The following is a 12,029-nucleotide window of genomic DNA, read 5'->3' on the forward strand; positions in this document are numbered from 1 at the left end:
AGCCTGCCTTCGTGAAAAGGCAGGCAAGGGGAATCAGCGATCCGTCAGACGGAACTCGATCCTGCGGTTGCGGGCGTATGCCGCTGGGGTGCTGGCCGCGTCAAGCGGTTGGAAGTCTGCAAACCCTGTTGCTGCCAGATGATGCGGGTCCACACCCTCGGCAATCAGAAGTTTCACAACAGTGATGGCCCGTTCAGAGGACAGTTCCCAGTTGCTCGGAAAAGCGCTGTGAATAGGCTGTCTGTCTGCATGGCCGTCAATGCGCAGAATCCATGGGATATCTGCGGGAATGGTTGAAGACACCTGTTTGAACGTCTTTGCCAGAGTAGTGATTTCTTTTTTGCCCTCACTGGTCAGATCAGCGCTGCCCTGAGGGAAAAGAATTTCTGACTGAAAGACAAATCGGTCTCCTACGACATTCACGCCTTTCTGGTTCTTCAGGATATCACGCAGGCGGCCAAAGAATTCTGAGCGATACCGTTTGAGCTGGTTCACTTTGTCGGCCAAGGCGACGTTCAGCTTGTTTCCAAGATCCTGAATCTGCGTGTCCTTGGCTTGCTCGTTCTTTTTCTCGATATCGAGGGCATTACTGATGGCCTGAAGCTGGCGTGTCAGCTCTTCGATCTGAGCCTGTAGGTCCGAGATTTTGCTGTTCTGCTGCTGGCTTGCGCTGTCAGCAGAGGCAAGGGCCTGATCTTTGGACTGAAGCTGGCCATTCAGAAGGGCCATCTGTCCGGCCAAAGCCTTGAGCTGGTCTTCATTCTTCTGCTTGTCATTGGCCAGGCTGGCGACCGTCGCATTCAGGGATTTGTTCTTGTCTTCCGTCATGGAGAGCATGTGTGACAGCTCAGCCAACTGCTTCTGCAAAGCGTCGAGTGTGTGCTCGCGTCGCATCAGGGCGACGGACAAAAACTGTTGTCCAACCACAAAGACCAGAAGAACGAACGTGACGACCATCAGCAGTGTGGACAGAGCGTCCACATAGCCGGGCCAGGCATCCAGGGCGTTGTTGGGTCCGCGTCTGCGCCGGGCCATGGTCAGTCCTGCCTGCTGGAAGTGCCGTTTGTGGTGCCAGAGGCCGCAGCGATGGTCCGCGCGAGAACGCGCAGGTCATTGCGAATTTCACCGACGGTTTGGGCGCGACCCTGATGCAGTTCTTCAACGAGACGGGAAAGATGGCTCTCAATCCGAAGAAGCGGCGTGCCTTGCGAGCCCGGTTGGCCCTCTTCACCCATCTGGCGAAGGAGTGGAACGAGGGCTGCATTCGTCTCAGCCGTCCGGGTCATAATCTGCTGATTGGCTTTCAGGAGTTCAGTCATGCCGCGCAGACGTTCCTGTAGGCTATCCAGTAACTGAACCTCCCGCACGCGGGCTTCTTCACTGCGGGAAACGGCATTCTGAAGCGTTTCAAGATTTTCCGCTGTCTGTTCGAGAAGTGCCTGCACATAGGCTGGGATCGGAGCCCCGTCGCTCTCAATGCTTGTGCCGCCGCTGACGCGGGTAACGCCCGCAAGCCATTCTTCCAGCTCATTGAAGAAGCGGCTTTGTGCCTGACCAGCTGTCAGATCCAGGAAGCCAAGAACCAGCGCTCCTGCCAAGCCGAACATGGAGCCCGAGAATGCGGTCGACATGCCAGCCAATGGACCGGCAAGACCCGTCTTGAGTTGGTTGAACATGGCGTCCAGATCGCCGTTACCCGCTGACATTCCACCGATAACAGAGGCAATGGAACTCACGGTCAGAAGCAGACCGTAGAACGTGCCGAGAAGTCCCAGGAAAATCAGCAACTGCGTCATATAACGCGAAATTTCGCGGCTCTCATCCAATCGGGACGAGAGACTGTCCAGCATGGCCTGCGTGGTCTGGGTCGAGAGGGTCAGACGGTCCGTGCGACTGCGTGCGGCCAGCATGCTCGCCATTGGGGCGAGCAGTTTGGGCGGGTTTGGAGCTGCAAGCCCTGCGCGGGGCTGGCGGAGCATTTCCACCCAGCGAACTTCCGGCATGAGCCGCTGGACAACGCGCAGGTTCCAGATAATTCCCAAAATCAGAACGCCCAGAATGACGGCATCCAGCTTCGGGTTGGCATTGAAGGCGTTCAGGAGCGTCTTGGCCATAGACGCTGCGAGAAGCGCAACGGCGGCGAGAAAGACGCCCATACGCAGAAGGAAGGTGGTGGGACGGGTCACGGCGGGTCTTTCCTGGCTTATGGCGTGCCGTTTGCCGGGGTTGCGGAATCGGAGGGCGGCGGATTTTGCTCAGTGACGATATCGAGACGGTCAGCCGGATTGACATCGCCCTTGTCCGGACGTCCCATGGCGCGGGGATACAGACGCGTGGTTGCAACGCCAGCATTGATGAAAATGGAGCGTACAGCCAGTGCTCGTGCAAGGGAAATGCGCCTTGGCATTGAAATGTCATCACCTGGCACAGTGGCATAGGCTGTCAGGATGATACGTTTTTCAGGCTGATCCTTGAGCGAGGCGCCATAGGCCGTAAGGGCTTTGAGGCTCTCATCGGTGAGATCTGAACTCGACGGCGCGAAAATCACGCGCAGTCCACCCTCTGGCAGAGCTGTCGTGCTGCTCTTCGCATCAGCAACGGCCTTGATATCAACCGGTGGAGCGGGCGCATGCGTCTGAATGGGGACGAAAGGCGGAGGCAGCACAACAGGTGGTGGCGGTGTAGCGGGGACGGCAGGGACCGTCGTTTTGCCTGTACCTGTAGGTGCAGAGGCGCTGTGCGGAGCCGTACTCCGCGATGGAGAAGGCGTCGCTGCGGCTCGATGCGTGGTTTGGGAAGGGACTGCAGGTTTTGCAACGGCAGTCGGTTTGCCACTGGGAAGATCATCCAGATTGCTGGTGACCTGGGCATGCGCCCCAGAAGGCTGAAGGCAGGCCAGAAGGGCCGCCACTGAGAGGGAGGTTAGGATCGGCCTGTACATAGGGGACCGATCCTAACCGAGCGTTCCATCCTCCCGCAATGGGGCAGGAGAGACTTCTGCTTACTCCCGGTTCAAAGCCTCATGCACGATACCGCGCAGAGTGCCATGAAGCTGGGCATTTCCGGCAACAACATTGACGTCGTCGTCGAGGTCATGAAGCTCCTGTCCGTCCGGATCAGTGGCGTGGCCACCAGCTTCCCGAACGATCAGCAGGCCCGCTGCGCAGTCCCATGGCTTGATGCCGAATTCCCAGTAACCTTCGTAACGGCCAGCTGCGACCCATGCGAGATCAAGGGCAGCGGCGCCGAAGCGGCGGATGCCTGCAACCTGCGGCATGAGAGCACCCAGAACGCGTGCGAAGGGCAGGCGTTTGCTGCTGGGGACCTTTGCGAACGGAATACCTGTGGCGAACACGGCTTCCTGCATGTTCCGTCGTGCGGAAACGCGCAGGCGGCGCTCGTTCAGGAATGCGCCGATGCCTTTCTCAGCCCAGAACATTTCGTTGGCAGCAGGATTGTAAACCAGCCCGGAGACCAGTTCGACCGTACCATCCGGCAGGCGACGCTGAAGGCCAATGGAAATGGCCCAGTGCGGAATGCCGTGCAGGAAGTTCGTCGTGCCGTCCAGCGGATCGACAATCCAGCGCCACGTCCAGTTATCCCCGCCCGAGGGGCCTGATTCTTCCATGAGGAAGGCATAGCCTGGACGTGCGCGGGCGAGTTCTTCGCGGATGATGGTTTCTGCACGCAGGTCGGCCTGGGACACGAAGTCTCCCGGACCCTTGATGCTGACCTGAAGCTGCTCGACCTCTGCAAAATCGCGGAGCAGGCGGCGTGCGGCCTTCTGCGCTGCGTTCTGCATGACGGCCATGTGCGGGGAAAGACGCATGATCAGTCCTTGGCGCGCTCGACGTAGGACGCATCATCCGTACGGACAACGATGCGCTCGCCAGCTTCAATGAAAGGAGGAACCATGGTCTTAACGCCATTGGCGAGCATGGCTGGCTTGTAGGACGATGAGGCCGTCTGGCCTTTCACGACCGGGTCCGCTTCGGTGATTTCGAGCGTGACATGCGGCGGCAGGGTCACGCCAACGGCGTCGCCTTCCACAAGCTTGACGCTCAGTTCCATGTTGTCCTGCAGGAACGGAAGCTGGTCACCCAGGATATCGGTTGGCAGGATAACCTGCTCGAATGTTTCCGGGTCCATCAGAACGATGTTTTCACCGTCCATGTAGGAATAGGTGAAGTCCTTGTCTTCCGTGATCAGGCGCTCAACGGTGTCTGCGGTGCGCCAGCGCTCGTTCGTTTTGTTGCCCGTCTTCAGGTCACGCATTTCAACCTGAATAAACGCGCCACCCTTACCCGGGGTGATGATCTGCTGCTTGAGAACCGTCCAGCGACGGCCATCGTGCTCGATGACCTGACCGGCGCGGATAAGGTTGGCTTGTTGCTTCATGTGTTGTCCTGACCCTGCAATAGTGGGTTTCTTATCACGTCTTGTGGGCTTCTAGCGCCGTGAAGGGGATTTCGGCAAGGCGCAAGGCGGCCGGAGTGGGCCGAATAACTCAGGAAAGTGTGAAGGATGTCGCTCTTGGAGGAAAAGTGAGAGGGGTTCATGCTCGCAATGGCCCTGTCGTGCAGGCGGGGACGGATAACTCAGGGGCTTGCTCTCATGTACGACATGAAAAATCTTTCCCGTATTTCCCATCTCGAAGCGAACGCCAGCAAGGGGATGGACGCTTTCTGGCAGTTTGATCGCGCTGCATTTGAAGACGGAACTGTCAGCGCACTGACCAAGCAGCTCGCTGCGGTTGCTGTCGCGCTGACCACGCAGTGCCCGTATTGCATCGAACTTCATGCCAAGGCTGCGCGTGAGGCAGGGGCAACAGACGCTCAGCTTTCAGAGATTGCTCTGGTGGCAGCGGCTATCCGTGCGGGTGGCGCCGTCACGCATGCGACGCATCTGTTTCCGAAGACGGAAGGGTAAAGCAGGGGCTCGGGGCTGCGTACCAGTTCTTTGGGTAAGCAGCTCCAAAGTTCGTCATTGGGCAATGCTCTATCGTGTTGAGCAAGCTTGTCCGCAGTTTAGGTGGTTAGAGTTGAAGGCTGAATCAGGCCAGCATTCCGATGACCTGAGCGATAGGCCTTAACCTTCAAAATCCGCAATTTCTCCTTGAGGTGTACGGACTTTGCCCTTTTCGCCAGGCAACAGGTAATCCGGCCCCAGTGGGACTTTCCCTTTGCCGTGGGGAATGTCGAGAACATATGTCGGCCATGCCAGGCCTGTGACGCGTCCACGAAGGCGGCCCAGCAAAGCACGACCTTCTTCAACGGGAACCTGAAAGTGACTGGTTCCCGGTGCGGCGTCGAGGTGATGCAGGTAATAGGGCTTGATGCGTGCCGTCACGAGCGCGCGCAAAAGCGCCTCTAGAGAGGCTTCCGTATCGTTCACCCCCCTTAAAAGAACAGACTGGGACAGAACCGGAATGGCGCGCGAAAGAATGGCGCGAACTGCCTTGCGGGCCTCGTCTGTCATTTCCCGCGCGTGATTGATGTGCGCAACGAGCCACATGGCGCGATCTGTTTCCATGGCATCCAACAGGTCCGGTGTAATGCGGGCCGGGTCTGCTACGGGAACACGGGAATGAATACGGATGGTCTCGATATGCGGAATCGCCGAGAGGGACTGAACGATATGTTTCAGTCGGCGTGGCGCGAGCATTAGAGGGTCACCGCCCGTCAGGATGATTTCGCGGATGGCGGGATGCGCCCGAACCCAGTCAAGCGCAGTTTCAAGCTCTTTATCCGTCAGAAGGCCACCATCGGGGCCAACATGCTCCCGTCGGAAACAGAAACGGCAGTAAAGTGGACAGATCAACAGGGGCTTCAGAAGCGCGCGGTCTTCGTAACGATGTACGATCCCTTTGACGGGGGACAGCGCATCATCCCCAATCGGATCAACGGTTTCATAGGGCTGCGTGGTCAGTTCCCGGATGTCAGGGATGACCTGCTTTCCGATAGGGTCGTCTGAGGTTTCAATCAGTGCCTGAAACGCAGGTGGAATAGCTGTCGCAAAGTGGCTGCTGACAGCATCAAGGGTCGCTCTGTCGGCTTCCGGAGCTAGACCTGCCTGAATGAGATCAGATGGTGTGCGCAGCACATGCCGCTTGTTCGTTGTCTTGACCATATCGTGCATGTGGTGGCTCTAACGCTGGCTGGCTGTGTGTTGCAACAGGAACTCTTCCCTTATGACCCATTCCTCATCCGATCATGACCGGATTGCTGAACGCCTGCCGTTGCTCAGGCGCCGGGCTGCGATGGTGCAGGCTACGCGAAAATTTTTCGATGATCGTGGTTATCTGGATGTCGAAACGCCTTACGCGGTTCCGGTTCCGGGGGAAGAAGTGCATCTTCGCTGCTTCCGGACAGAACTAGAGCAGCCTGATGGAGGCCGTGAAGCACGGTTCCTGCATACCAGTCCCGAATTTGCGATGAAACGAATTGTAGCGGCCACGGGGCTACCGATCTTCCAGCTCGCCCGGGTCTGGCGCAATGGAGAAAGTAGCTCCACGCATGTTCCGGAATTCACGATGCTGGAATGGTATGCGCCTGAAGCTGATCTTGCCGGCCTGATGGATGAGACGGAGTCTTACGTCAGGGCTCTTTTGCCGGAACAGGTCTATAGGGACGGAAGACTAATTCCCCTGTCTGTACCGTTCGAACGTCTGACAATGCAGGATGCTTTTGCACGATATGTAGGTGCAGACCTTCTGGCGACAGCCGGGAATGCAGAAGCTCTGGCGACACAGGCGGGCGCGGTGCTCAGAAACGGTGAGACCTGGGAAGATCTCTTTTTTCGGCTGCTTTTGGAGCGTATTGAGCCGGTGATTGGGCGTGAAAGACCCACTTTCCTGACGCACTGGCCTGCAGAGCAGGCGGCTCTTGCCCGCAAAGATCCGTCGGACGCGAGGGCAGCCTTGCGGTTTGAACTGTATATTGGTGGGATCGAGCTGGCGAACGCGTTCGAAGAATTGACGGATCCTGTAGAGCAGCGCGAACGTTTCGCTACAGATCGGCAACGAAGACTCGACATTTCGCCCGATCAGGACTGGCCGCTTGATGAAGCTTTTTTGACGGCATTGCCAGATATGCCATCATGTTCTGGTATTGCGCTGGGGTTTGACCGCCTCGTCATGCTTGCGACGGGGGCGCCTGCAATCCGTGACATTTTGTGGTTGGCATAGCCGTTTTGAAACTTGCAGGACTTTTAATCCGTTTCTATCTCCAAACGGGCTAGAACGTCTCACGAAGAAACATATCTGTGCTGGTCACACAGCCGGGGACAAAGAAAATGAAAAAGGCAAAGCTGCTTTCCGTCGTCGCTCTTCTGGCTCTTTCCGCCTGTGAGGTTCCTACCCTGCAGCAGCGCAAGGTTCTCGATTCGATGGTCGGGAAGTCTGAAGTGGACGTCATTCGCCAGTTTGGCGTCCCGACGAAAGACTACCAGGCAGAAGGTCACTCGTTCCTCGCCTATATCGACAACCAGACCCAGTATTCCGGTGGCGGCGGCTGGGGTTGGGGCGGCTGGGGCGGCGGCTATGGTGGCTGGGGCGGCGGTTGGGGCGGTGGCTGGGGTGGACCCGGCTATGGTGGCTACGGCGGCGGCTGGGGTGGCGGTTTCCCCGCGACCTATTACAACACAAGCTGTCAGACGACGTTTGAACTGGTAAGCGGTCACGTCGTGGGATGGACCATGCGCGGGGACGGGTGCTGAACCCGGTTTCCTCGTCTATGGTTCTGCGTCCTGTTTATTAAGACGGTGTGACCAGACATGCATGTGCGATTCGGTTTTTCCTCTGCCCCCGGCGCTTGGACCCGGTTCTCGGGTCTTCGTTCGGGCGCAGTGGCCCTGCTGGGGTTAGCTCTGGCAGGATGTCATGGGACGGACTGGTCGCATAATTATCAGGACAGTTTCGAGACAAAGGCAAAGACGTCCATGTCTTACATGCCTGACACTGTCGCCGATGCGTTCGAAAAGCCCAAGAATAACGAGCCGAGCACGCCGGTCGCTTATCACCGGCCTGCATCCCCGTCGTATGATGATCGTCCACTGGACGAAAATATCGCTGCGTCCGTGGAACTGGCCGACTATACGGCTGCGATCCGGCATGTTGGTCTGGTGCCCTGGATCACGGGACCGGGCCCTTATACTGTTTTCGCCATTCCAAATGAGGCTATGGAAAAGCTTTCGGCCCGCTGGCCTGGCGGGCTGATGGCCCCTGCGATGAAGGGTCAGTTGACCCATATTCTGGGCTATACGATCGCATCAGGAAAATGGGACGAAAAAGCCATTCGCAAGGCCATCGCCAGAAACCATGGTCAGGGTATCGGTCTTAAGACGCTGTATGGGGATATCATCAGCGTGCATATTGACGCGCGGACAGGCGAAATTTTCCTGAATAATCCCGCCGGGCAGGTGGCTCATCTGTGGAGCCATTCGCTGCCGCAGTCCAATGGTGTTCTGTATTTCATGCGGGACGCGCTGCTTCCTGTTTCTCACTGAATCAAAGAAAAGCGCGCCACTTTTTTAGGTGCTGAGTGCGCTTATCAGCTGGATGACAATGTCCTGATCACTGCCATCCAGCTTTAGAGGGATGGCAAGGAAGTCAGCAGCAGAATCTCTGGCGGTCAGTGCAGCTTCGGCCGATACAATGTTTTCGGCCACGGCAGGAAGTTCCATTACGGACGTCCACCACTTAATCATGTCTGCATGTTCTGAAGGGAAGGCGATGTAGTCCGCGCCGCTTTCTCCGGCCTGCATCGCTTCGTCCCGGCTTTGGCAGAAGCATCCAATCTGAATATTTTCTCCTGCTATTTTGCGCAGGGCAGGCAGATTGTCTGGTGACGGCGCGTGGATACCATCAGCCACCTTTAAAAGATCTGGCGAGATAGAAACCGTTACATCCGCCACATCCAGCATCAGAGCGACGTCATTCTCGTGAAGCAGACTCACGAATTTGGAAAGCTGCTTTTTCTCGAGGTTGTGGGCTGTTGGAAAACGCAGTGCAGTGACCTCGGGGCGTGCGAGTAGCCCCGGCAATGCATCAAGCATTGCGGCTGTTTCGAATGTAGCGGGCAGAACGGGATAAAGATCGCAAGGTATCATGTGCAGAGTTTCGCAGATTCACGCGCGGCGGGCTAGCGTCGCCGTGGAGTAGGGGAAGGGCGGCCCGCAAGGACTCTCGTTTCATGGAGTTTGTCTGACTTCAAAGCTCTCATTTGCTGCTGAGACGCTTGGCAAACAACCCATCCAATCCCCGCCAGGAGTGCCATGCGCGCCAAAGCTGCGGAGGCGCCACAATCCAGAATGGAAAAAGCTTTCTGCTCCTGCACCACATCCAGCCACCAGGGAATTCCGAAGCTGTTTCCTGCGCCGTCAGGGGAGAGTGCCAGAAAGGGCTGAGAGTGCTGTGCTCTAAGTCTGGTCATTTCAGGGTAAGAAGAAATACTGAAAACTGGCAGCATCAGAGAAGGTGCAGCGCTTGACCTGATGAAGGGTTCGGGTCTTTCCTGAGCAGGTAGTCTAGGATGAGATGTGTCGGTCATAGTATTCGGCATAGTGATGGCATGAACGGAAAGAGCGCGTTTTGAGCGAGCAGACAGGATCTCTGCAGGACGATAGGACTATTGATCGTCTTGAGGAAGCGGTGGGACGAATTGCCACTGCGATGGAGCAGCAGGCCCGAATGCGGGAAGAGCGTGAGCGCGAGGCGCGTTCAGCTCCCGACCTGCCAGAGATTGCCGCAAACATCGATGCTTTATGTGTGCGTATCCGCGGAATTCTTGAACGAAAGGGAGAATGAGCCATGGGGCAGGTTTCCATTCGTCTGAACGGGTATGTTTACAGTGTTGGCTGCCAGGATGGAGAAGAACACCATCTTTATTCCATGGCACGCCAGGTTGAGAGCTGGCTTCAGCGGGCGAGGACCCTTGGTGGGGCCGCCAGCGAGTCCAAGACACTTATGATGGCTGCGCTCTTGATGGCAGACGAAATTTTCGAGCTGAAGCGCCGCCCGATTCCGGATGATATGCTGGCGACTGTTGAAGAAGCCAAAGCGGCCTTGCGTATCGCGGAATCCCGCCAGGCGAGGCTCGCACATTTGACGCAGCAGGTTGAGGGTTTGGCTGAGACACTCGAAAAGGAAGGGTAATCGACGGGTTCCCGTTGAATATCTTTCCGCAGTGTCTAATATGTAGTTCGGAGCTGCCTGGTGCGTCAGGCAAATCAACCCCCGGGCCGATAAGCATTCCTACGGGAACTGGCTCTGTCGTGGCCCTGGTCACGTTAACCGGTGCCCACCTGCACTTGCAGGTCTAGGAGGGCTGAAAAGACCAACGGCTTTGGCGGCTCCACAGATTTCTTCCATCGATCAGCAAAAAAAAGAACTCCGCGACCTCATGGCTGAGAAGCGCAGAAATGCGCCAGCGCATGCAGAAGCGGACCTTCTGGAACGGATTTTCAAAACCGTTCAGACTTATGATGCTCCGAGCGTAGCGGCAGTTTGGCCTCTGCCGGGAGAAATTGATCTTCGACCTTTGTGTTCCCGGCTGGCTCGTGATGGGCAACGCGTTGCGTTGCCTGAGACGACGCCAAAGGGAACGCCTCTCGTTTTTCGGGAGTGGAGCGAAAAGACGCCCATGCTGGCAGGTCGCTTTGGGACATCTCATCCTGATGGCCCCATCCTTGTTCCTGATCTTGTTCTTGTTCCTTTCCTGGCGTTTGACCGGAACGGTTTTCGCTTGGGCTATGGGGGCGGTTATTATGACCGCACCCTGGCGCAGCTGAATGTGCCCGCAATTGGCTTCGGTTTTGCCTTTCAGGAAATGAAAAGCATTCCCGTTGGGCCGTACGATATTCCCCTCTCTGTTGTCGTCACTGAAAAAGAGACGATTCAGACGAGGCCTTATAATTTGGAAGGCTGACTGTTGAGACTGCTGTTTCTGGGCGACGTTGTAGGTCGGAGTGGACGTGAAGCAATAACCGACAACTTGCCGGAGTGGCGTAAAAAGCTCTCTTTGGATCTGGTTGTCGTGAATGCGGAGAACGCTTCACATGGTTATGGCCTTTCCCCTGATATCGCGAGAAGCCTGTTCTCTGCCGGTGTAGATGTCATCACATTGGGCAACCACGCCTGGGACAGGCGCGATATGGTGAGCCACATCAGTCAGATGCCTAATATCGTGCGCCCCATTAACTATCCCGCAGGGACGCCGGGGCAGGGGAGCTACATTATAGATCTGGAGCGTGGTCGCCGCGCTCTGGTGGTTAATGTCATGGGTCGAATTTTCATGGACCCGCTGGATGATCCCTTTCGGGTCGTTGGTGAACTGCTGTCCCGTCATCGGCTTGGCGTGACCGTGAATGCAATTGTCGTAGACATTCACGCGGAAGCGACCAGTGAGAAGATGGGCTTTGGTCAGTTCTTCGACGGGCGGGTGTCGCTGGTTGTTGGAACACATACGCATGTGCCGACGGCAGACCATCGTATTCTTCCCAAAGGCACGGCCTATCAGACGGATGCCGGCATGTGTGGTGACTATGACAGTGTCATTGGCATGGGGAAGGAGGCGTCCCTTCATCGACTGATCCGTAAAATCCCAGGGGAGCGCCCTCAGCCAGCAGAAGGCGAGGCGACAGTTTGCGGTCTGATGGTCGAGACAAACGACGCCACAGGTCTGGCTGTCCGCGTCGCTCCTTTAAGGATGGGAGGGCATCTGGCGCCGAACTGGCCGGATTTCTGACGCGGGACAAAGATTTCAGAAGAAAAATGCAGAAAATGAAAGTTTTTTCTGGGGGCTAAAAGGGTGGAAAGTGTGGATTTCTCGCATTTTCCCCAATTTACAGTCATTTTTCTTGTGGATAAGTGTAGTATGATGATTGTTTGACAGTGATGGGTGTGGGCCGTATAAGCCCGTTCACCGACGCGGCGGGGCCTTCTTCGAGGGTCTGGCCGGGACGGTTTGAGATGATGATCTTTGAAAATTGAATATGGAATTGGAAGGGATATGTTGGCGGCGTTTTGGTGC

At 56.7% G+C, this 12,029-nt stretch carries 17 protein-coding genes and 1 other RNA gene; 9 read left to right on the plus strand and 9 right to left on the minus strand.

What is annotated here, in order from left to right; translation table 11 throughout:
• Window positions 1-33 precede the first annotated feature (33 nt).
• From R5H23_RS12430 to efp, 5 genes are read right to left on the minus strand one after another with little or no spacing between them, the layout of a single operon-like run.
• Window positions 34-1,035: a peptidoglycan -binding protein gene (locus R5H23_RS12430; RefSeq protein ID WP_211503354.1), complete on the minus strand. Its 1,002-nt coding sequence runs from the start codon at window positions 1,033-1,035 to the stop codon at window positions 34-36.
• Window positions 1,036-1,037: 2 nt separating this feature from the next.
• Entirely contained in the window at window positions 1,038-2,186 is a 1,149-nt protein-coding gene (locus R5H23_RS12435; protein ID WP_046901302.1) for a hypothetical protein, read from the minus strand.
• 17 nt (window positions 2,187-2,203) lie between these two features.
• Complete coding sequence (locus R5H23_RS12440; protein ID WP_317215600.1) at window positions 2,204-2,941, minus strand: OmpA family protein; 738 nt, start codon at window positions 2,939-2,941, stop codon at window positions 2,204-2,206.
• Between the two features lie 60 nt (window positions 2,942-3,001).
• The gene (locus tag R5H23_RS12445) at window positions 3,002-3,829 is read right to left on the minus strand and encodes an inositol monophosphatase family protein (RefSeq protein ID WP_064274968.1); all 828 of its coding nucleotides are present in this window, start codon (window positions 3,827-3,829) and stop codon (window positions 3,002-3,004) included.
• Between the two features lie 2 nt (window positions 3,830-3,831).
• Window positions 3,832-4,398, minus strand: a complete 567-nt coding sequence (efp, locus tag R5H23_RS12450) for an elongation factor P (RefSeq protein WP_046901304.1) — start codon at window positions 4,396-4,398, stop codon at window positions 3,832-3,834.
• Between the two features lie 216 nt (window positions 4,399-4,614).
• Between efp and R5H23_RS12455 the strand changes: the two genes are divergently transcribed.
• A complete protein-coding gene (locus R5H23_RS12455; protein ID WP_046901305.1) occupies window positions 4,615-4,929 on the plus strand; it encodes a carboxymuconolactone decarboxylase family protein in 315 nt (104 codons plus the stop codon).
• Between the two features lie 159 nt (window positions 4,930-5,088).
• On the opposite strand, the gene R5H23_RS12460 is transcribed toward R5H23_RS12455, so the two are convergent.
• Window positions 5,089-6,138, minus strand: a complete 1,050-nt coding sequence (locus R5H23_RS12460) for a lysine-2,3-aminomutase-like protein (protein ID WP_317215601.1) — start codon at window positions 6,136-6,138, stop codon at window positions 5,089-5,091.
• A gap of 52 nt (window positions 6,139-6,190) precedes the next feature.
• On the opposite strand from R5H23_RS12460, the gene epmA reads away from it, so the two are divergent.
• From epmA to R5H23_RS12475, 3 genes are all read left to right on the plus strand, one after another.
• Entirely contained in the window at window positions 6,191-7,186 is a 996-nt protein-coding gene (gene epmA, locus R5H23_RS12465; protein ID WP_317215602.1) for an EF-P lysine aminoacylase EpmA, read from the plus strand.
• A 107-nt stretch (window positions 7,187-7,293) separates the two neighbouring features.
• Window positions 7,294-7,716: a hypothetical protein gene (locus R5H23_RS12470; RefSeq protein WP_046902037.1), complete on the plus strand. Its 423-nt coding sequence runs from the start codon at window positions 7,294-7,296 to the stop codon at window positions 7,714-7,716.
• Between the two features lie 57 nt (window positions 7,717-7,773).
• A complete protein-coding gene (locus tag R5H23_RS12475) occupies window positions 7,774-8,505 on the plus strand; it encodes a fasciclin domain-containing protein (protein ID WP_317215603.1) in 732 nt (243 codons plus the stop codon).
• A 24-nt stretch (window positions 8,506-8,529) separates the two neighbouring features.
• Here the strand turns inward: R5H23_RS12475 and R5H23_RS12480 are convergent, their stop codons facing one another.
• Window positions 8,530-9,108: a thiamine phosphate synthase gene (locus R5H23_RS12480; protein WP_264649327.1), complete on the minus strand. Its 579-nt coding sequence runs from the start codon at window positions 9,106-9,108 to the stop codon at window positions 8,530-8,532.
• Window positions 9,109-9,140: 32 nt separating this feature from the next.
• Window positions 9,141-9,431 carry a hypothetical protein gene (locus tag R5H23_RS12485; RefSeq protein WP_317215604.1) on the minus strand — a complete coding sequence of 97 codons (291 nt, stop codon included), beginning with the start codon at window positions 9,429-9,431 and terminating at the stop codon, window positions 9,141-9,143.
• Between the two features lie 158 nt (window positions 9,432-9,589).
• Between R5H23_RS12485 and R5H23_RS12490 the strand changes: the two genes are divergently transcribed.
• The 5 genes from R5H23_RS12490 (at window position 9,590) to R5H23_RS12510 (ending at window position 11,744) form a co-directional block, all read left to right on the plus strand.
• Entirely contained in the window at window positions 9,590-9,805 is a 216-nt protein-coding gene (locus R5H23_RS12490; RefSeq protein WP_086634867.1) for a hypothetical protein, read from the plus strand.
• 3 nt (window positions 9,806-9,808) lie between these two features.
• A complete protein-coding gene (locus tag R5H23_RS12495; protein WP_046901310.1) occupies window positions 9,809-10,153 on the plus strand; it encodes a cell division protein ZapA in 345 nt (114 codons plus the stop codon).
• Between the two features lie 47 nt (window positions 10,154-10,200).
• Window positions 10,201-10,357, plus strand: a non-coding RNA gene (gene ssrS / locus R5H23_RS12500) — 6S RNA.
• A 43-nt stretch (window positions 10,358-10,400) separates the two neighbouring features.
• Entirely contained in the window at window positions 10,401-10,925 is a 525-nt protein-coding gene (locus R5H23_RS12505) for a 5-formyltetrahydrofolate cyclo-ligase (RefSeq protein WP_317215606.1), read from the plus strand.
• 3 nt (window positions 10,926-10,928) lie between these two features.
• Window positions 10,929-11,744: a TIGR00282 family metallophosphoesterase gene (locus R5H23_RS12510; RefSeq protein WP_046901312.1), complete on the plus strand. Its 816-nt coding sequence runs from the start codon at window positions 10,929-10,931 to the stop codon at window positions 11,742-11,744.
• A gap of 103 nt (window positions 11,745-11,847) precedes the next feature.
• On the opposite strand, the gene R5H23_RS12515 is transcribed toward R5H23_RS12510, so the two are convergent.
• The coding region (locus R5H23_RS12515; protein ID WP_317215607.1) for a hypothetical protein at window positions 11,848-12,029 on the minus strand (182 nt) is incomplete at its 5' end.

Source organism: Gluconobacter sp. GP1, assembly GCF_032913585.1.
GTDB classification, from domain to species: Bacteria; Pseudomonadota; Alphaproteobacteria; order Acetobacterales; family Acetobacteraceae; genus Gluconobacter; species Gluconobacter cerinus.

Bases quoted from the DNA above. Each gene is read 5' to 3' on its own strand.
- R5H23_RS12495 (WP_046901310.1), top strand. From the start codon at position 9,809: ATGGGGCAGGTTTCCATTCGTCTGAACGGGTATGTTTACAGTGTTGGC.
- R5H23_RS12460 (WP_317215601.1), bottom strand. From the start codon at position 6,138: ATGCACGATATGGTCAAGACAACGAACAAGCGGCATGTGCTGCGCACA.
- R5H23_RS12440 (WP_317215600.1), bottom strand. From the start codon at position 2,941: ATGTACAGGCCGATCCTAACCTCCCTCTCAGTGGCGGCCCTTCTGGCC.
- R5H23_RS12505 (WP_317215606.1), top strand. From the start codon at position 10,401: ATGGCTGAGAAGCGCAGAAATGCGCCAGCGCATGCAGAAGCGGACCTT.
- R5H23_RS12480 (WP_264649327.1), bottom strand. From the start codon at position 9,108: ATGATACCTTGCGATCTTTATCCCGTTCTGCCCGCTACATTCGAAACA.
- epmA (WP_317215602.1), top strand. From the start codon at position 6,191: ATGACCCATTCCTCATCCGATCATGACCGGATTGCTGAACGCCTGCCG.
- R5H23_RS12430 (WP_211503354.1), bottom strand. From the start codon at position 1,035: ATGGCCCGGCGCAGACGCGGACCCAACAACGCCCTGGATGCCTGGCCC.
- R5H23_RS12475 (WP_317215603.1), top strand. From the start codon at position 7,774: ATGCATGTGCGATTCGGTTTTTCCTCTGCCCCCGGCGCTTGGACCCGG.
- R5H23_RS12455 (WP_046901305.1), top strand. From the start codon at position 4,615: ATGTACGACATGAAAAATCTTTCCCGTATTTCCCATCTCGAAGCGAAC.
- R5H23_RS12445 (WP_064274968.1), bottom strand. From the start codon at position 3,829: ATGCGTCTTTCCCCGCACATGGCCGTCATGCAGAACGCAGCGCAGAAG.
- R5H23_RS12470 (WP_046902037.1), top strand. From the start codon at position 7,294: ATGAAAAAGGCAAAGCTGCTTTCCGTCGTCGCTCTTCTGGCTCTTTCC.
- R5H23_RS12485 (WP_317215604.1), bottom strand. From the start codon at position 9,431: ATGACCAGACTTAGAGCACAGCACTCTCAGCCCTTTCTGGCACTCTCC.
- efp (WP_046901304.1), bottom strand. From the start codon at position 4,398: ATGAAGCAACAAGCCAACCTTATCCGCGCCGGTCAGGTCATCGAGCAC.